Annotated in this window: 19 protein-coding genes and 2 other annotated features; of the genes, 16 read left to right on the forward strand and 3 right to left on the reverse strand. The window is 33.5% G+C overall.

The genetic code is table 11. The features are described from left to right. Positions 1–22: 22 nt before the first annotated feature. The 11 genes from ytaF to rplT all read left to right on the forward strand — a co-directional run bounded on the left by ytaF (position 23) and on the right by rplT (position 9,447). Complete coding sequence (gene ytaF, locus MY490_RS04610; protein WP_248268186.1) at positions 23–667, forward strand: sporulation membrane protein YtaF; 645 nt, start codon at positions 23–25, stop codon at positions 665–667. Positions 668–743: 76 nt separating this feature from the next. After that, a complete protein-coding gene (coaE, locus tag MY490_RS04615) occupies positions 744–1,340 on the forward strand; it encodes a dephospho-CoA kinase (protein WP_248268187.1) in 597 nt (198 codons plus the stop codon). A 92-nt stretch (positions 1,341–1,432) separates the two neighbouring features. Next, positions 1,433–2,452 carry a glyceraldehyde-3-phosphate dehydrogenase gene (locus tag MY490_RS04620; RefSeq protein WP_248268188.1) on the forward strand — a complete coding sequence of 340 codons (1,020 nt, stop codon included), beginning with the start codon at positions 1,433–1,435 and terminating at the stop codon, positions 2,450–2,452. A 464-nt stretch (positions 2,453–2,916) separates the two neighbouring features. Then, a complete protein-coding gene (speD, locus tag MY490_RS04625) occupies positions 2,917–3,303 on the forward strand; it encodes an adenosylmethionine decarboxylase (RefSeq protein WP_088013420.1) in 387 nt (128 codons plus the stop codon). A gap of 851 nt (positions 3,304–4,154) precedes the next feature. Next, positions 4,155–4,625: a transcriptional regulator NrdR gene (gene nrdR, locus MY490_RS04630; protein ID WP_025568424.1), complete on the forward strand. Its 471-nt coding sequence runs from the start codon at positions 4,155–4,157 to the stop codon at positions 4,623–4,625. 36 nt (positions 4,626–4,661) lie between these two features. Further along, a complete protein-coding gene (locus MY490_RS04635) occupies positions 4,662–6,092 on the forward strand; it encodes a replication initiation and membrane attachment family protein (protein WP_248268189.1) in 1,431 nt (476 codons plus the stop codon). A gap of 14 nt (positions 6,093–6,106) precedes the next feature. Continuing rightward, entirely contained in the window at positions 6,107–7,042 is a 936-nt protein-coding gene (gene dnaI, locus MY490_RS04640) for a primosomal protein DnaI (protein WP_248268190.1), read from the forward strand. Between the two features lie 111 nt (positions 7,043–7,153). Then, complete coding sequence (gene ytxC / locus MY490_RS04645; protein WP_248268191.1) at positions 7,154–7,987, forward strand: sporulation protein YtxC; 834 nt, start codon at positions 7,154–7,156, stop codon at positions 7,985–7,987. A gap of 132 nt (positions 7,988–8,119) precedes the next feature. Then, positions 8,120–8,246 (forward strand) — a sequence feature (ribosomal protein L20 leader region). Positions 8,247–8,320: 74 nt separating this feature from the next. Further along, positions 8,321–8,824, forward strand: a complete 504-nt coding sequence (gene infC / locus MY490_RS04650) for a translation initiation factor IF-3 (protein WP_069034593.1) — start codon at positions 8,321–8,323, stop codon at positions 8,822–8,824. A gap of 23 nt (positions 8,825–8,847) precedes the next feature. Continuing rightward, complete coding sequence (rpmI, locus tag MY490_RS04655; RefSeq protein ID WP_025568429.1) at positions 8,848–9,048, forward strand: 50S ribosomal protein L35; 201 nt, start codon at positions 8,848–8,850, stop codon at positions 9,046–9,048. Between the two features lie 42 nt (positions 9,049–9,090). After that, positions 9,091–9,447 carry a 50S ribosomal protein L20 gene (gene rplT / locus MY490_RS04660; RefSeq protein ID WP_025568430.1) on the forward strand — a complete coding sequence of 119 codons (357 nt, stop codon included), beginning with the start codon at positions 9,091–9,093 and terminating at the stop codon, positions 9,445–9,447. Positions 9,448–9,628: 181 nt separating this feature from the next. Here rplT and MY490_RS04665 read toward each other — a convergent pair whose 3' ends face one another. After that, complete coding sequence (locus tag MY490_RS04665) at positions 9,629–10,450, reverse strand: MBL fold metallo-hydrolase (protein ID WP_248268192.1); 822 nt, start codon at positions 10,448–10,450, stop codon at positions 9,629–9,631. 124 nt (positions 10,451–10,574) lie between these two features. Further along, entirely contained in the window at positions 10,575–11,645 is a 1,071-nt protein-coding gene (locus MY490_RS04670) for a nitric oxide synthase oxygenase (RefSeq protein WP_248268193.1), read from the reverse strand. 202 nt (positions 11,646–11,847) lie between these two features. Here MY490_RS04670 and MY490_RS04675 point away from each other — a divergent pair, with 202 nt between their 5' ends. The 3 genes from MY490_RS04675 (at position 11,848) to MY490_RS22060 (ending at position 16,471) form a co-directional block, all read left to right on the forward strand. Next, the gene (locus tag MY490_RS04675; protein ID WP_419179332.1) at positions 11,848–12,939 is read left to right on the forward strand and encodes a M42 family metallopeptidase; all 1,092 of its coding nucleotides are present in this window, start codon (positions 11,848–11,850) and stop codon (positions 12,937–12,939) included. 585 nt (positions 12,940–13,524) lie between these two features. Beyond that, positions 13,525–14,727: a quaternary amine ABC transporter ATP-binding protein gene (locus MY490_RS04680; protein ID WP_248268194.1), complete on the forward strand. Its 1,203-nt coding sequence runs from the start codon at positions 13,525–13,527 to the stop codon at positions 14,725–14,727. 4 nt (positions 14,728–14,731) lie between these two features. Continuing rightward, positions 14,732–16,471, forward strand: coding sequence for a glycine betaine ABC transporter substrate-binding protein (locus tag MY490_RS22060; protein ID WP_282439839.1), 1,740 nt, complete (start codon positions 14,732–14,734; stop codon positions 16,469–16,471). A 69-nt stretch (positions 16,472–16,540) separates the two neighbouring features. Here the strand turns inward: MY490_RS22060 and sspI are convergent, their stop codons facing one another. Then, a complete protein-coding gene (gene sspI, locus MY490_RS04695) occupies positions 16,541–16,750 on the reverse strand; it encodes a small acid-soluble spore protein SspI (RefSeq protein ID WP_025568436.1) in 210 nt (69 codons plus the stop codon). Positions 16,751–16,852: 102 nt separating this feature from the next. Here sspI and MY490_RS04700 point away from each other — a divergent pair, with 102 nt between their 5' ends. Further along, positions 16,853–17,602 (forward strand): TrmH family RNA methyltransferase, encoded by a 750-nt coding sequence (locus tag MY490_RS04700; protein ID WP_248268195.1) that lies wholly within the window; start codon positions 16,853–16,855, stop codon positions 17,600–17,602. A 125-nt stretch (positions 17,603–17,727) separates the two neighbouring features. Next, positions 17,728–17,972: a binding site (T-box leader), on the forward strand. A gap of 56 nt (positions 17,973–18,028) precedes the next feature. Continuing rightward, entirely contained in the window at positions 18,029–19,063 is a 1,035-nt protein-coding gene (gene pheS, locus MY490_RS04705; protein ID WP_248268196.1) for a phenylalanine--tRNA ligase subunit alpha, read from the forward strand. Positions 19,064–19,078 lie beyond the last annotated feature (15 nt).

The raw sequence follows: 19,078 nt of genomic DNA on the forward strand, positions 1-19,078 counted from the left end.
CGGAAGAGAGGGGCCTATTTTTATGGTTAATATGCTATCATTAATACTACTAGCATGCGCACTAAGCTTAGATAGTTGCAGTGTTGGATTTACTTATGGACTTCGAAAAGTAAAAATTCCTTTAAAATCAATCATTACAATTGCATCTTGTTCAGGGATCATATTAATGACATCCATGGGGATTGGGCATGCAATAACAGACTTTTTTTCACCAATAGTAGCAAAAAGAATCGGAGGATTTGTACTTGTATGTATAGGATTATGGGTACTTTTTCAATTTTACCGATCAAATAAAGGATCAACTATAGAAGAAAAGAATGAGATAGAAGATAAAGGGATTGACTGGGAATTTGAAATTCTAGGTGTTGTCGTAAAAATTTTAAAGAAGCCTACAACTGCAGACATAGATCGCTCAGGTAGTATTAATGGATTGGAAGCGATGTTACTTGGGTTTGCACTTTCACTTGATGCCTTTGGGGCTGGTATAGGTGCATCACTACTTGGATTTTCACCACTATTGACGGCAATCGTAACATCTACTGCAAGTGCTTTATTCCTATTATTTGGTATGAAATTAGGAAATGTGTTATCGAAAACATTGTGGCTTCAAAAGTTAACTTTTTTACCAGGTGTTTTTTTAATATTAATTGGATTAATGAAGATGTAATAAAAATAATGAAAGAGTGTATCCGAATGGATTTATTCCATTTGGTCCTCTTTATTTATAGTAAGGAGAAGAAAAGATGGGTAAAATTTTTGGCCTAACTGGTAGCATTGCAAGTGGAAAAAGTACAGTTTCCAATTTCTTAAAGGAATTAAATGTACCAATTGTTGATGCAGACGTAATTGCAAAAGAAGTGGTTGAAATTGGACAACCTGCATATAAAAAAATTGTTGAGGCTTTCGGAAGTGAGATTCTTTTAGATTCTGGTGAAATTAATCGACCATTTCTCGGAAGTATTATTTTTAATAATGAAGAAAAGCGCTTACAACTTAATGAAATAGTCCATCCAGAAGTAAGACGCGAAATGAAAGAACAAGCTGATCGATACATAAAACAAGGTGAACCACTTGTTATATTAGATATTCCTCTTTTATATGAGGGTAACTCAATTGAATTGGTGGAAAAAGTAATTGTAGTGACAGTTTCGGAAGAAAATCAACTAAAGCGTTTGATGAATCGTAATGGTTTATCGAAAGAGGATGCACTTTTACGTATTGCATCTCAAATACCAGTTAAAGAAAAAGCAGCACGAGCTGATTACGTAATTAATAACAATGGTGACTTTGAGGATACAAAAAGACAAGTTAAAGACCTATTAAATAAAATTATTTCATAAAATAATGTAAATAGTTTAACCAAAATCCAACTTATGTGTTATACTAATTGCAGGGAGATAATAAACAGTATAACTTAATTGGGGGTTTACTTATGGTAAATGTAGCAATAAATGGATTTGGTCGAATTGGACGCATGGTTTTCCGTCAAGCGATAAATAATGGAGATTATAATATCGTTGCAATTAATGCAAGTTATCCTTCTGAAACTTTAGCGCACTTAATTAAATATGATACAGTTCATGGCAAGTTTGATGGTGAAGTAATTGCAAATGCAGATCATTTAATCGTTGATGGTAAGCGTGTGGAATTAATTAGTGAAAGAAATCCAGAGTTACTTCCATGGAACGAGCTTAATGTTGATATAGTAATTGAAGCAACAGGAAAATTTAATGATGCTGAAAAAGCAAAAATGCACATTACTGCTGGAGCTCAAAAAGTAATTTTAACAGCACCTGGTAAAAATGAAGATATCACAGTAGTAATTGGCGTAAATGATGACAAATTAGACCTAGAAAATCATCATATTATTTCAAACGCATCTTGTACAACTAACTGTTTAGCGCCAGTTGTAAAAGTATTAGATGAGCAATTTGGTATTGTTAATGGATTAATGACAACTGTTCATTCATTTACAAATGATCAAAAAAATATTGATAATCCACATAAAGATTTACGTCGTGCTCGTGCTTGCAGTCAATCAATTATTCCAACAACTACAGGTGCAGCAAAAGCATTATCTAAAGTACTTCCACATTTAAATGGCAAGTTACATGGTATGGCTTTACGTGTTCCAACTCCAAACGTATCACTTGTTGACCTAGTTGTTGACTTAAAGAGAGAAGTAACTGTAGAAGAAATTAATGAAGTATTTGAAACGGCTTCTAAAGGTTCAATGCATGGAATTATCGAATATTGTAACGAACCATTAGTATCCATCGATTTTAATACAAATACACACTCTGCAATTATTGATTCTCTTTCTACAATGGTAATCGACGGTACAAAAGTTAAAGTATTAGCTTGGTATGATAATGAGTGGGGCTACTCAAGACGTGTAGTTGACTTAGTGTCAATCGTTGCATCTAAAATAAAAAAGCTTGAAACTGTTTAATCATTAAAATATTGTACTTATAAAAAATTGTAAACGAATACAAAAGACTAACTAGTTTATCTGGTTAGTCTTTTTGAAGTTGTATAACACATTAAGGAGAAATGTGATTTTATGACTATACTGAGGTCTAATATGTGACTTAATATCCAATAAAGAAGTCGCACTTTACAATACATATATAACCATATATTCCCTAAAAAACCTGTACCTTTGTTTCCTTGTTAAACATGCATTTATCGCACTTCCAGACATATTTTCTTCACAATTAATTGGGTAAATAACAAAAAAATAAAATTTATCTTGCAATTCAAATTTAAAAAAAGTATACTAACTTTCGTGAACTTCTAAAAGTATAACTAATTACTTAAAGGGTTAGGACCTCTTTGGACTAACTTTCCCCCGTGGTAGTTGATCATACTTTCGCAATAGAAGTCATGACAAATTATTTTAAGGGGGAAATGAATATGGATACTATGGGTCGTCACGTCATTTCAGAATTATGGGGATGCAATACAGAAAAATTAAATGATATGAAATTTATTGAGGAGACTTTTGTTGATGCTGCGTTACGCTCTGGTGCAGAAGTTCGTGAAGTTGCTTTTCACAAGTTCGCTCCTCATGGCGTTAGTGGTGTCGTAATCATTTCAGAATCACACTTAACTATTCACAGTTTTCCTGAGCATGGTTATGCAAGCATCGATGTTTACACTTGCGGTGATAGAATTGATCCGAATGTAGCTGCAAACTTTATCGCTGAAGCTTTAGAAGCTGATACTCGCGAAAACGTTGAGTTACCAAGAGGAATGGGTCCCATTCAAGTTGATAATGTAAAAGTTGTAAATGGTAACTAAAAAGAATTGAGAGAGGTGATTTTTCATCTCTCTTTTTTGTTTTGGCTAAATTATCATACCTGAAAAATAGATTAGTTTAATACTTCTTCAAGGTTAGCGGATTAGATTATCTAAACAATCTAGCTTTTAATAGCCTTCTGGAGAATGAACTAGCATTACATAGTGAAAAATATTTCCATTAACATAAATTAATGAAATTTCGTTGAGCATGAAAAATAGGCTTTGTGACTTTTAAGAAATAAACTTTAGTTTATTTCAGAGTGTTGAAATATAAAGACGTCAATAGGGAAAACGGACTTTAAATGAACATTTAATAATGATGAATTTAGCATTTTTTGAATGATTTTTTAATGATTTTAAATGTAAATGTGTTTGAGCGATTTTATTTCCTATAATACTAGTAGTGATTTTTTTAGAAGTTAAAAATATTATGGGCTATTTTTAGGAAAACAAATTCGATTGTTTAGTTTAATAACTGTTCTATATTAATTGATCTACAATCTGATTAAAGTTAGATTAATCTAAGTAAAGGCTATTTGATTAGGGTTTATCTCAGACATTTTTTGATGAATAAGTTGATTGGAATGGAGGGATGCTCGACTCCTATGGGATTAGCGGGAAGGCTGAGACCCCGCAGGCTTGCCGAGGAGGCTCAGGTCTCGCCCCATGGAAAGCGAGCATCCTGTAATGGAAATCAACATCACTCTACTCCTTTTACGAAAATTTGATAATTAATTGACAAGGTAGTTTTTCAACAGCGTGAAATAAACTTTAGTTTATTTTGAATTTGTTATAGTATAGAGTTATAATAATACGTTTAAACAATTAAGTGTTTGGAGTGAACTATAACGATGAGATGTCCAACGTGTAACTTCAATGGGACAAGAGTACTTGATAGTAGGCCAGTAGATGAAGGTCGTTCAATTAGAAGAAGACGTGAATGTGAAGAATGTCAGCATCGTTTTACAACTTTTGAGCGAGTTGAAGATAATCCAATTTTAGTTGTAAAAAAAGAGGGAGCTCGTGAAGAATTTAGTAAAGATAAGATGTTAAGGGGACTGATTAAAGCGTGTGAAAAACGCCCTGTCTCTTTATCTCAGCTAGAAGATATTATTCATAGCATTGAAAAAGAACTGAAAAATAGTGGCACATCAGAAGTTCCGAGTGAAGTTCTAGGTGAAATGGTCATGGAGCATTTATCTAAAGTGGATGAAGTTGCATACGTACGATTTGCGTCAGTTTATCGTCAATTTAAAGATATCAATGTATTCATTGATGAATTAAAAGATTTAATTAACAAAGAGCGAGGTAAAGACGAATAATACTTCGCTCTTTTGATACAAGAAAGGAATGTTTGAATGTCTATTGATAAGCAACACTGGATGGATGTTCTACCTGCGGATCCTTATACTGTAATGGCAGCTGGGTATTTACATAATTTTCACAGGCAAGTATTGACGATGTTGTATCAACCTATAATTGGTAGTCAAGCTTTAAGTTTATATATGACGCTTTGGAGTGAATGTGAACAAACGGACCTTAATCCTAATACGTTAACACATCATTCTTTAATGCTTGGAATGAAAAGTAATTTAAAATCAATTTATGAACAAAGATTAATCCTTGAAGGAATCGGCTTACTTAAAGTTTATGAAGGATTTGAAAATAGTACAAAAAAGCTTCTATATGAGCTTCAATCTCCGCTAGATCCTCATTCTTTTTTCGAAGACCCTATCCTAAATATCTTTCTGTTTAAAACAATTGGAAAAACACAATATCAACGAACTAAAACCTTTTTTAGTAGACAGGCATTTTCGAAAGAAGGGTTTCGTGAGATTTCACGTTCATTTGATTCGGTATTCCAAGCAATTACAGTTGAGCAATTAAATGAAATTCAACAAAGTAATGATCTTTCTACGTCAAATGATCGTAGAATTTTACAAGACAATCAGCCAATTAAACTATCTGTCAAAATGGAAGAGTTTGACTATGCTTTATTTTTAGATGGATTGTCAGATTCGTTTGTTCCAAAAAGAGCATTTACTACAGAAGTAAAAGAAACAATTTTAAAACTTGCATTTTTATATGGAATAAATCCAATTCAAATGAAAACGATTGTTATGCGCTCATTAAATGAAGATAATAAAATCAATATTGAGACGCTTCGACTTGAAGCAAGAGACTGGTATCAATTCCAACATCATGAAGCTCTGCCTACGATTGTGGAAAAGGTTCAACCCATTCAGCATAGACAAATGATCAATGAGCAGCCATCAACTCAAGAAGAAAAATTAATTCATTGCTTCGAAACAATTTCTCCTCGCAGGTACCTTAAGGAGATATCGGGTGGTGCTGAACCAAGTGAAGCTGATTTGAAAATTATCGAAGAGATTATGATTGATCAAAAGCTTCTACCTGGAGTCGCAAATGTGTTAATTGACTATGTAATGATTCGTTTAGATAAAAAACTTTCTAGAAATTACGTAATTAAGATAGCAAGTCATTGGGCGAGAAAAGGTGTAACAACAGTTAAACAGGCTATGGACCTTGCCCGTAAAGAGTTTGAAGAAACTAAACAGAGTGCAACTGCTGCAAAAACTCGCACAAGTAATAGACGAAATAAAACAATTCGAACTGAGATTGTACCTGACTGGCTTCAATCGAGTGAGTCAAAAGATTCACAGACTGCACCGGCAACAATCAATAATCAAAATAATTCTTCGATAGATGAAGAACGAAAACGATTAGAAAAAGAACTAGAAATGTTTAAAAATAAAAAGAAACGTTAAATGGGAGGACGCTAATGGAACCTATTCAAAACGCATTTAGTGCATTAATGAAAAATAAACAATTCCAGGACACATTTCAAAAAATGCGACAAGAAGTCCGTAGTCACCCAAAAATTATTTCATTTTTAGCTGAGCATAAAAATGAAATTACGGATCAAATGATTGATAGTAGCTTAGTTAAGCTATATGAGTATATTGGACAAAGTGTAAATTGTGAAGATTGCCCATCTTTTAATGAGTGTAAAAATATGGTGCATGGTTATCATCCTCATTTGATTATTCAAGGAAAACGAATTGATGTTCAATATGATCGTTGTCCAAATGGTGTCAAAAATGATAAACGCAAAAAACATGAGTCATTGATAAAATGCATGTACTTACCAAAGGATGTTCTTCAAGCTTCTATGTCAAATTTGTCTTTAGAAGACCCTGGCCGTTTTGAAGCAATTTCTGCTGCTAGACAGTTTATTATGAATTATGAAAAAGGAAAAATGGCTCAAGGTTTATATTTACATGGTCCATTTGGGGTTGGAAAAACGTTTATACTTGGGGCTATAGCAAATGAACTAGCAGAGGAAGAAATAACTTCAATGCTCGTTTATTTACCAGAATTTTTACGCGAACTAAAAAGCTCTATTAGTGATGGTACATTAGAGGAGAAAATTGAAGTTGTAAAAAAAGTGGAAGTTCTTATGTTAGATGATATTGGTGCAGAGCAAATGTCTAGTTGGGCAAGAGATGAAATATTAGGTACAATTCTGCAATACCGCATGCTAGAAAAATTGCCTACCTTCTTTACATCTAATGCTGATTTAAGTCAATTAGAGCATCACTTGACATATTCCCAACGTGGAGAAGAAGAAAGGGTTAAAGCAGCACGTATTGTAGATCGTGTTAAGTTTTTAGCCAAACCAGTTAAAATTTCTGGTTCAAATTTAAGACATTCATAAAAAAATCAAAAAATGGCGTGAAATCACAAATTACTAAGTGATTTTGCGTCATTTTTTAATTATTTCTTTAATATATATAGGACTAGGTGGTGCTAGAAAGGGGGGAACAGGGTGATTGAAATTTTTTTCAATGAACCCATTGACGCAGCTTATGTCTACGAACGATTACAAAAACGCTTAAAAAAGCAATCGAGACCATACATTTTAAGAAGACACAAAATCAATACAATTTTAATCACATTTCCTCAAAACACTGAAGATTTAATAAAAAGTATTTTAGTTCCGACACTAGTACAATTTATTTTACTTCAAAAAGAAGATAAGTGGATTCAATCCATTTTACATACATCTTTTTTCTATGAGGAAGACGAGCAAAGTCAAATCATACCGATCGCACAATCATTATTAAGAGGAACTAGAAGAAGCATACCAAACCAGAAAAAAATTCGTAGAAGTAAGAATTTAGTTTCATATGCAATTTCTGAGTATTTAAAAGATGGAGTAAATTTTAGCTTCGATTCATTTATTACATTTCGTTTGAAGGAATATTATAAGCAGTTAGCCTATGTTTGTGAAATTGCAATAGATGAATACAAATTAGAAAACGAATACCAGAATCTTATTGAGAGTCTTAGACAGCAGGTACTTAAAACGGATGCGGTTATTCCACATGTGCATATTGTATTTGATGGGAAATTTAGCGTATATGATCATCTTTTTTTACCACTTACTAAAGATGTATTAAAAGAATATGGCAAACAAGTGGAAAATAGAGAGTATATTGATAACGAATTAATTTTGCCATTAACGGCAATTGCACCTAAAAGAATTCATTTATACACTTCATCAGTCGATATTTCATTAATCATTACACTTCAAAATATCTTTCAAGAACGAGTCCTATTACATACATTACAAGAGTTTTCACAGGAAAAATTGAAATGAAAATTTATAATTTAAAAAAGCATTGTCATAAATAAGTTTCTTTGATATAATAAATTTCGTTGCGAACAAAGCATACGAATATTGACAACATCATGTCGCTATGTTATAGTAACGAAAGAAAAGAATACTTATTTGTTGAAGAAGAAGCACCCGCTTCTCACCTGGATGACGCTTGAAGCTGTTATCAGGTAACAGAATCATTAATTACTTTGATACTGTCAGTGTGGGTGTATTTATATACCCACACTTTTTTGTTGGGTTATGATTGCTTCAACGATACAAATTAAGGTCATTCTTACAATACCTTGGAGGTGTTTTACTATTAGCAAAGACATGATGGTAAACGATGGAATTCGTGCTCGTGAAGTTCGATTAATTGGTCCTAACGGAGATCAACTTGGAATCAAGACAAAACAAGAGGCTCTAGAGTTAGCTTCGAATGTTAATCTTGATTTAGTGATGGTAGCACCAACGGCAAAACCACCTGTATGTCGAATTATGGACTACGGAAAATTCCGTTTCGAGCAACAAAAGAAAGACAAAGAGAGCCGTAAAAACCAAAAAATTATTAGCATGAAAGAAGTTCGTTTAAGTCCTACAATTGATGAACATGACTTTAACACAAAGCTTCGTAATGCAATTAAGTTCTTAGAAAAAGGCGATAAAGTTAAAGCGTCTATTCGCTTCAAAGGACGCGCTATTACGCATAAGGAAATTGGACAACGAGTACTTGATCGTTTCTCAACTGCTTGTGCAGAAGTTGCAACTGTTGAGTCACATCCAAAAATGGACGGTCGTAGTATGTTCTTAGTCTTAGCACCTAAAAACGAAAAGTAATTTATTTGAGGAGGAAACACGATATGCCTAAAATGAAAACTCACCGTGGTTCAGCAAAACGTTTTAAAAAGACTGGATCTGGTAAATTAAAACGTGGTCGTGCATACACAAGCCACTTATTCGCTAACAAATCTACAAAAGCAAAACGTAAATTACGTAAAGCTTCATTAGTAAGCAAAGGCGATTTCAAACGTATCCGCTTTATGCTTACAAACATGAAATAAGAACGATAAACGTATTAGATAGATATCTAGGAGGGAAACAATATGCCAAGAGTTAAAGGCGGTACAGTTACACGCGCTCGTCGTAAAAAGGTTATTAAATTAGCAAAAGGTTATTACGGTTCTAAACATACATTATTCAAAGTTGCAAACCAACAAGTTATGAAATCATTAATGTATGCTTACCGTGACCGTCGTCAAAAGAAACGTGATTTCCGTAAATTATGGATCACTCGTATCAACGCGGCTGCTCGTATGAACGGACTTTCTTACAGCCGATTAATGCACGGATTAAAATTAGCAGGTATCGAAGTTAACCGTAAAATGTTAGCTGACCTAGCTGTTGCTGACGAAAAAGCATTTGCTGAATTAGCAAACGCTGCAAAAGCTAACTTAAAATAATTCGTTTAAAAAATCCTTAACATTTGTTAAGGATTTTTTTTCACTTTAAAGTATAAATTGGCAACGAGGAAGTTAATTCGACGTGGTATCCAATTTTAGGAATAAAGTATAAGTGCAACTAAACCTCTGTCTTCGCCTTAAGGCTTGCCAATCGGCAAGTTTTCTTTATTTGAATAGATTCTTAAACGAAACTAAATTCTTTTTTCATGTTATTAACGTTTGATTCATGACAATATTTTGTGAAACTAGAAGGAAATGAAAACTCTTTTTCTAATGAATTTATTTCTGCCTCATTTTTATTCTTTACAGCTTTTTGAAGTCTTTTTAAGTAACTTCTTCCTAGCTCAATTCGAGTAATAATCTCTTCTTTATTTGATGAAACTTGACCGTGACCTGGAACTAACAAGGATAATTCAAACTTATTAATTAGTTCTTCTGCCTTATCTAAAGTATTGTAATAGCTTTTTACACTATCAAATACAATCGGAAGTTCAAAATCAGATAAATAATCCCCTGTAACCCATATTCCTAAATTTTCAATATAAAGGAATAAACCATCTTTCGTATGCCCAGGAGAATGATAAAATCTTAATGTTGTCTGTCCAATTTTAATTTCTTGGCCATCTTCACTAATCATTAAATCAATTTTTGGAAATTGTATTGGTCTGGCATGATTAATATAATTGTCATTGTAAAATTGACGGATTTTTGATAGTTTAATATCTTTTTCAGGATGGTTATGTAAATTTTCGCTTCCAATAGTCTTAGCGTTAGGAAATGCATAATAACCTATAATGTGATCAAAATCTCCATGTGTAAAGTATAAATAAATTGGTCGTTCATTTTTAATTGATTCAACAAATTCCTTTATCTCATTTATTTCATGAGGTAACCAAGTTGGATCCACAATAATGATACAATCGTCGGTCGCTACAACGGTTGAGTTAGTTTGAAATAATGCACTTTGAAATACTGTAATATTGTCATTTTGAAATAAAATCATTGAATTACTCCTTTACTAATTTTTAGAACATTATGTTGATACTTAATATTGTATCAAATAATAGAAAAAACCTTAATGAATTAACTACAAATGTGTCAGTTCATTAAGGTTATACCTAGAATGATTAGCTTGGAAAGAAATTTGGCTTAACGATTGTATCATCGTATCGTTTATGAAATACATGAGTTGTAGCAGGCGACATAGGCGGAATTAACCACTTCCAATTACCTGTTAACTCACGGCCACATGATTCTTCTTGTTTTTCAAATTGAAGAAATTGCTGTGCGGCAGAATGATGATCAACAATACTAACACCATTTTTTTTATATGAATATAAAACGGCAATATTTAATTCAACTAGTGCACGATCTTTCCAAAGTGTACTGTTTCTTTTCGTATCTTGGCCGATAATTTTGGCTACTTTAGGCAAAAGATTAAAACGAAATTCATCAGCTAAATTTCGAGCACCAATTTCAGTTCCCATATACCATCCATTAAATGGGGCAGCACGATAAGATATACCACCAATCTCTAGAGTCATATCTGATATCATCGGAACAGCGTACCATTTAGTATTTAGAGGGGAAAAATCGTATTCCGGATGTTCAATAGGTACTTCGAGTACGATTTCAGTTGGGATCGTAAAATAGTTTGGTTCATGACTGTCTAATGAATAAACAATGGGCAAAATGTCGAAGTTAGTACCATTTCCTTTCCAACCAAGACTCTCACATTCTTTTGTAAACTCGATCGACTTTGGGTCTCCAATTATTCCATTTTCTGTTTCGTAGCCAGCATATCGAATCAGCTGGTGATTATGGATTTTAAGAGTATTATTTGCTCCTAGATTTGGTTTGAAAATTGTAATTGTAGGTAGAATCTTACCTGAATTTGTAGCATAGCTTATATGATGCAATAGTTCGTGCTCTATACTTTTATCATCGTTAATATGGCGAGCATCTAAAACATGAAGCTTATCCCAAAATAGTCTACCGATACAGCGGTTACTATTGCGCCACGCCATTTTCGCACCGTGCTCTAATTCCTCATACGTATGAGTGTAAAAACCAGTATCTCGAATCTCGGCTTCGATACTTTTTAATCGTTTTTCTATTTGATCTGATTTATCGAGTTCCTTATAGCATTGTGATATAAAGGAAAATGCTTCTTTATATAAAGCGGAAGTTGTTATCATATTAATCTCCAGTTGGTTAATTTAAAAAACTAGTAATAATTTATAAGCCTCATTATTATACCCCACAAATAATTTGGAGAAAATTAATATAATATTTATATGTTTTAATACGAGGGCTGAAGAACTATCTAAAAATTTTGTCAAAAGGAATCCCAAATTGTATAATGTTATATGTACATAATCTTAATTTAAAAAAGGATGGATGAGTTTGTCTACTTTAGATGCAAAGTTACAAATGTTAAAAGAACTAACGGATGCAAACGGCGTAGCTGGATTTGAACATGAACCACGTGAAGTAATGAGAAAATATATTACACCACTTGCTGATGAGGTTGTAACTGATAATTTAGGAAGCTTAATAGCAGTTAAAACCGGAGACCCAAATGGTCCAAGAATTGAAGTTGCTGGACATCTTGATGAAGTTGGATTTATGGTTACACAAATTGATGACAAAGGATTTTTACGTTTTCAAACAATTGGTGGCTGGTGGTCCCAAGTAATGCTTGCTCAGCGTGTTACCATTTCAACAAAAGAAGGTAATATTACAGGTATTATTGGTTCGAAACCGCCTCATATTATGAGTGCAGAAGCAAGAAGAAAAGTAGTAGACATTAAGGATATGTTTATTGATATCGGTGCTTCAAGTAAAGAAGAGGCATTAGAATTTGGGGTTCGTCCTGGAGACCAGGTTGTTCCATATTTTGAATTCCAAACGATGAAAAATGAAAAATTATTATTAGCAAAGGCATGGGATAATCGTATCGGTTGTGCTATTGCAATTGACGTTTTAGAACAATTACAAGGCCAAGCACATCCAAATATTGTATTTGGAGTTGGTACAGTTCAAGAAGAAGTAGGACTTCGTGGTGCAAAAACATCTACATATAAAATCGAACCAGATATCGGTTTTGCATTAGATGTTGGTGTTGCAGGTGACATGCCAGGTGTATCTGAAAGAGAAGCACAAGGTAAATTAGGCAAAGGCCCGCAAATCGTTTTATATGATGCATCAATGGTGTCTCATAAAGATTTACGAGAATTTGTAGTAAATGTAGCAGATGAAATTGGAATTCCATATCAATATGAGTCCATGCCTGGCGGAGGAACTGACGCTGGTTCAATGCATATTACTATGAAAGGTGTTCCAGCATTAGCAATCACAATTCCAACGAGATATATTCATTCTCACTCTGGTATCCTTCATCGTGATGATTATGAAAATACAGTTAAATTAATCGTAGAAGTAATCAAACGATTAGATCGCGATACAGTAGAGCGTTTAACATATAACTAACAAGAATCAATCCCTCATTTATTGAGGGATTTTTTTTAATAGTCAACCAAGCCTATATGAATTGCAACATCTACTATTTATAGATACCATTCTAAATTATAAGATTTAGCAGTCATAGTAACTCATGAAGCCCTTATGAGTAACTAAATAAGAGTAACTAAATTTCACCAACTTGCTTTTTTACATGATCATGATTCCATATCTCCGAAAAAACCTCATTTATTAAGGCGTTTTTGCTAATTCTACTTACCTACCAAACCTAATTTTCCCATTTTTTCCGTCTTCAACGTTATCGAACTGAAACAAATTGTATTATTCCTATAACTAGTTTGAAATAGTTTTGTCACATCTTATTGTTATCATAAATGCACGCTTTTCGAATAAGGATACTCGGAAATAGAGTTTGAAAAATGGTTTCTTACGTAATTTTTTAAAGCTAATAAATAAAATTTAGACTCCAATTTTGTAAATGGAGTTTCCTAAGGAGCCAAGACTTAATTAGTACTTGGCTGATTTTTTTTATAGGGAGACACCTTATTTAAAATATGGAAAAGCAAAATAAATATTAAGTTTTGAGGTGAGTTAATGAAAGCAAAAGTTAAAGTCAACAACGTAACAAAGGTTTTCGGTAAGTCTCCAAAGAACGCCATAAAGTTACTAGAAAAGGGATATTCAAAAAAGCAAATATTAGAGCAGACAAACTCAACAATCGGGGTAAATAATGCAAGCTTTGAAATATTCCCGGGTGAAATTTTTGTTGTAATGGGACTGTCAGGTAGTGGTAAATCTACTTTGATTCGAATGCTCAATCGATTAATTGAACCAACTACTGGTCAAATCTTGATCGACGATGAGGATATTGTAAAAATGAATCCACAGCAGTTAAGAGATGTTCGTCGAAAAAAAATTAGTATGGTTTTTCAAAATTTTGCTCTGTTCCCACACAAGACAATTCTTGAAAATACGGAATATGGTTTAGAAATACAAAATATTTCTCAGGAAGAAAGAACAGAAAAAGCTTTGAAGGCATTAAAAATAGTTGGCTTAAAAGGATATGAGCATCAATTCCCATCACAATTAAGTGGTGGTATGCAACAACGTGTTGGCCTTGCAAGGGCACTTACAAGTGACACGGATATTTTATTAATGGATGAAGCATTTAGCGCGCTCGATCCATTAATTCGTAAAGATATGCAGGACGAATTATTAGAACTGCAAGAGACGATGAAAAAAACGATTATATTTATAACACATGACCTGGATGAGGCCCTGCGAATAGGAGACAGAATTGCTCTTATGAAAGATGGTAACATAATGCAAATTGGTTCACCTGAGGAGATCATGGTAAATCCAGCCAATGAATATGTTGAACGATTTGTAGAAGATGTAGACCTATCAAAAGTATTAACGGCGGCTCATGTACAGAAGCGTGCTGAAAGAATTACGCCTGACCGTGGACCACGTGTAGCTTTACAAGTTATGAGAGACCAAGGATATTCAAGCATTTTTGTGGTTGATCGCAGACAAAAGCTACTTGGAGCAATTACTGCTGATGATGCTTCAAATGCTCTTATTAAAAATAAATCGGTAGAAGAAGCTATGCAGAAAGAAATTGTGTCTGTTTATGAAGAAACTTTATTAACTGATGTAATTGGAGCACTGGCAACTTCTGTACTACCATTAGCAGTTATAGATAAAAATGAACGATTAAAAGGTGTCATTATCCGTGGAGCAGTAATTGGTGCATTAGCGGGTAAAACGGACGATTTAAATATAAAGGGAGGTTAAATATATGGGTATTCCAAAAATTCCGTTAGCAGAATGGATTGATAAAATTGTCGATATAATTATTAAAACTTTCCATCCTCTATTTGGCGCAATAACCAACATCACAGAAACCCTTTTAAATAACCTTGTTAAAGTTTTAGGACTTGGCCCATCTATTATTCTAATCATATTAATTTCATTACTTGCTTTTTATACAAGTAGGTGGACAGTTGGTCTGTTTACGTTACTTGGCTTGTTATTAATCGATAATCTTGGACTTTGGGGTGCTACAGTTGATTCGTTAGCATTGATCTTATCATCAATTGTTATTACGGTTGTAATTGGAATTCCTTTAGGGATTTGGACGTCGCAAAACGATCGAGTAAAACAAGTAATTACACCAATACTAGACTTTATGCAAACAATGCCAGCATTTGTTTATTTAATTCCAGCAATTCTCTTTTTCGGAATTGGTGTAGTTCCTGGTATTTTAGCTTCTGTCATTTTTGCAATTCCACCAACAATCCGATTAACGAATTTAGGTATACGAGAGGTTCCAAGTGATTTAATAGAGGCATCTAATGCTTTTGGATCAACAACGTGGCAAAGACTATTTAAAGTACAGCTACCTTTAGCAGCACCTACAATTTTAGCTGGTATAAATCAAAGTATTATGCTTGCATTATCGATGGTAGTTATTTCATCACTAGTTGGTGCTCCAGGATTAGGTGCAGAGGTTTATCGTGCTGTAACGCAGATTAAGGTAGGGGAAGGATTCGAGGCAGGAATATCAATAGTTATCGTTGCAATTATTCTTGATCGAATTTCTCAAAACCTTCGTCAACCTGCATATGGGAAAAGAGTTGCTAAGAAATATGTTTATGGATTTACTGTATTAATCTTCTGTATTTCGGCCATTTCAGTTGCCTTTGCAGGTGGCAAGGATCAAAAAACAGTTACAAATAAAATAGGTGCCGGGGTTAATTATGAGATTACCGGAATTGATCCAGGAGCTGGGTTAATGAAAGCTACTGAAAAAGCAATGAAGGATTACGACTTAAAGGATTGGACATTAAAAGAGGGTTCTTCTGCTGCTATGACAGCCGAATTGAAAAAAGTATATGAAAATAAAGAACCCATTATCGTTACAGGATGGACGCCACACTGGATGTTTTCGAAATATAAGTTAAAGTATTTAGAAGATCCAAAAGGGTCATTTGGTAAGGATGAATCAATTCATACAGTAGTGAGAAAAGGATTAAAAGAAGACATTCCTGGTGCGTATAGTATATTAGATAACTTTACTTGGAAACCATCTGATATGGAAGAAGTGATGAGTGATATTCAAGATGGTATGAAACCAGATAAAGCAGCAGAGAAATGGATCAAAAAGCATCAAGATCAAGTAAATAATTGGACGAAAGAAGCTTCAAAAGGAAATGGTGAAAAAATTAGTCTTGTTTATGTTTCATGGGAATCTGAAGTTGCCAGCACAAATGTCATTGGAAAAGTACTTGAAAACCAAGGCTATGACGTAACATTAAAACAAATTGAGGCAGGACCGATGTTTGCAGGTATTGCAGATGGAAGTGCAGATGCAATGGTCGCAGCTTGGCTTCCGACAACTCACAAAGATTATATGAATGAATACAAAAAACAATTGGTGGATCTTGGACCAAATTTAAAAGGGACAAAATTAGGCTTAGTCGTACCAGAATATATGAAAATCAATTCAATCGATGATTTAAAAGATAAAACGAAATAACCAAAATAAAAGGACTAACGAAAAGCTAATAACTTTAGTTAGTCCTTTTTATGTTTTTAACAGATTAGTTTACTGACTTACTCCATTTTCTAAAACTGTAAGTAGTTCATGCTTTTGATTTTCTGAAGCGTGATTCCAAAAAACTTCGAGAAGTACACCTAAACCTGGTAATACTTTTTCTTCGCCACTTTGAATAGCATCTACAATTGTTGCTTCTAATTGATCACTTTTATTACCTGAAATATTGTGAAGAACTGCTCCGCGAATATTAAAATTCATTTGGATTCTCCTTTCATATTAAGCTTTATGTAGTATTTGTAAACGGAAACGATTTTATGTATGATAAACGATATGAGATACGATGAAAGGTAAAGGAAACTTATGAAACAAATTGATTCCATACAAAATAATTCTGTTAAGGCTTGGAAAAAGCTACATACAAAAAAAGGAAGAGATAAAGCTAAACAATATATCGTAGAAGGTTTTCATTTAGTCGAGGAGGCAATTAAGCATGATGCACCGATTCTTCATTTATTAATTAGTGAAGATATTGACTTACCTTCTAATTTTTCAACAGGGTCATTCGAAATTACGTATATATCTAAAGAGGTTAGCAAGGAATTAAGCGAAACAGAAACATCTCAAGGTGTTTTTGCAATTATTGAATTTTCTTTTGTAAGAATTGATTTTGAGAAAGTGTCAAAATTATTACTAATTGATGAAGTTCAAGATCCAGGGAATGTTGGAACAATGATTCGAACAGCGGATGCTGCTGGTTTTGATGGGGTTATTTTAGGTTCAGGAACAAGTGATCTATATAATGCTAAAACAATTCGATCGACCCAAGGATCATTATATCATTTACCAATATTACGTGGTGATTTAGTTGAAGCAGTTTCTAATTTAAAAGATAAAGGAATAACTGTTTACGGAACGTCTCTTCAAAATGCAAAACCGTTTAATGAAGTAAATGTTACAAATCGTTTTGCCATTATTGTAGGAAATGAAGGTAAAGGTGTGAATTCAACATTACTTTCATTAACTGATGAAAATCTATATATACCTATTTATGGTAAAGCTGAATCATTAAACGTTGGTATTGCAGCAGGGATTCTAATGTATAGCCTTTGAGGTATGGAAAATAATTGATCTTTCGAGGTCAGTAAAAATGATTCAAATCATTTAGTAAATAATTATGTTGAGCAGTTGCATTAATTGAAAAAAATCAATATAATTAATTAAGAAAATTTAATACATAAAAAGCTTTGACAGAGAATAGTAAATTTGAATCTCTATTTAGGGAGAAAGTGCCGTAGACTGTAAGCACTTTTATAGTAGACCAAATTGAATTCACCTCTTGAGCTAGCGCCGGGACCATTTTTGAATGTAAAGGCGACTCGGTCTATCTAAGTAGATCGTTATATGAATGAAGTGAGCAGTTGTTTCTGTAATATAATAACTGTTAATTAGGGTGGTACCGCGATCAATCCTCGTCCCTTTTTTGGGAGCGAGGTTTTTTTATGTTTAAATTTATGAATTTGAATAGGAGGATTATTCATGCAAGAGCGTTTAGTTTCTTTACAAGCAGAAGCGATTAAGCAAATAGAAGAAGCAACAGATTTAAAAGCATTAAATGACATTAGAATTGCCTATCTAGGAAAAAAAGGTCCGATTACTGAGGCAATGAAAGCAATGAAGGATTTAACTCCTGAAGAACGCCCAAAAATGGGAGCTGTTGCTAATGAAGTACGTGCGGCAATCCAAGAAAAACTTGAAGCAAAGCAAGTTGTATTAGAACAAAATGCGATAAATGAAAAATTAGAAAGTGAATCAATTGACGTAACACTTCCAGGAAGACCAGTTCATGCAGGTGGAGCTCATCCATTAAGAGCGGTTATTCAAGAAATTGAAGATTTATTTATTGGAATGGGATATGAAATCGCAGAAGGTCCAGAAGTAGAAAAGGACTATTATAATTTCGAAGCATTAAATTTACCAAAAGGTCATCCAGCTCGTGATATGCAGGATTCATTCTATATTTCTGAAGAAACATTAATGAGAACTCATACTTCACCTGTTCAAGCTAGAACAATGGAAGCAAATGTGGAAAAAGGACCAATTAAAATAATTTGCCCAGGTAAAGTTTATCGCCGTGATGACGATGATGCTACACATTCTCATCAATTTATGCAAATCGAAGGTCTAGTAATTGGTAAAAACATTTCAATGAGTGACTTAAAAGGTACTTTACAACTTTTTGCGAAAAAAATGTTTGGTGAAGAGCGTGAAATTCGCTTACGTCCAAGCTTCTTCCCATTTACTGAGCCTTCAGTAGAAATGGATATTTCTTGTATGAAATGTGGAGGAAAAGGCTGTAACATGTGTAAACACACTGGATGGATTGAAATTTTAGGTGCGGGTATGGTTCATCCTAACGTACTTGAGATGGCTGGGTATAATCCAAAAGAAGTTCAAGGATTTGCTTTCGGTATGGGTCCAGAACGTATTGCATTATTAAAATATGGTATTGATGATATTCGTCATTTCTATACGAACGATATAAGATTCTTAAAACAATTCCAACAAATGTAAGGTAGGAGGGGACTA

It is taken from the genome of Gottfriedia acidiceleris, from assembly GCF_023115465.1.
In the GTDB taxonomy this organism is placed as follows: domain Bacteria; phylum Bacillota; class Bacilli; order Bacillales; family Bacillaceae_G; genus Gottfriedia; species Gottfriedia acidiceleris_B.